The following is a 640-nucleotide window of genomic DNA, read 5'->3' as shown; positions in this document are numbered from 1 at the left end:
AGGCTAAAATAAGCTCCCATACTACATGCAAACACGCTTACTTCTTTCTAATGTTCTTTTGCGTAATTCATAATTATAGATAATTCACTAACACAAAACTGTACTTTGCAAGGAGTATTATCATTTTTTCTTTCTCCATGCTCAGGTAAATCAAAGCTTAATACTTGATAACCTTTTTGATTGGCTTCTTCAGCTAATATTTGAATAACTGCATCTTCCTTATTTGACATATTTCCATGTACTGCAATAAAAATTTTTTCACTCTTATCTCCCCATAAAACCGTGGGAATATTACTAATTTTAAAATTATCTTTAAGCATATTTCCTCCATAGAATAAGACATATAGGACTTGGCAAAAAACCGCACACACTTTATAATCCTCTACTCAGTTTTAAACAAATCAAACTATTCCTAATTTATTACAAATGAATTATAATATCTCTCTACCTCTGTATAACAGAGTCTACTTTGTATTTAAAATCTTTCTTTTTTTCCATTTCTTCAGAAGCTACAAGTTCTTATTTTGATTCCTTATTGAGCTAATCTACTCCGTTAGTGGGAGAAGGATTTTTAAACAATTATATTATTTTTTAAATGACTTTATTGTAAATTAAACAACTTTATTATCTCTGCACAGAT

Annotated in this window: 1 pseudogene; it reads right to left on the bottom strand. The window is 28.8% G+C overall.

From position 1 onward, the window contains the following. Positions 1-50 precede the first annotated feature (50 nt). Positions 51-320: pseudogene (locus tag BAMA_RS23290) on the bottom strand (alpha/beta hydrolase); the annotation flags it as partial. Positions 321-640: the final 320 nt, after the last annotated feature.

This window comes from Bacillus manliponensis (genome assembly GCF_000712595.1).
Classification (GTDB): domain Bacteria; phylum Bacillota; class Bacilli; order Bacillales; family Bacillaceae_G; genus Bacillus_A; species Bacillus_A manliponensis.
This window is presented reverse-complemented; position numbering and strand designations above follow the sequence as displayed.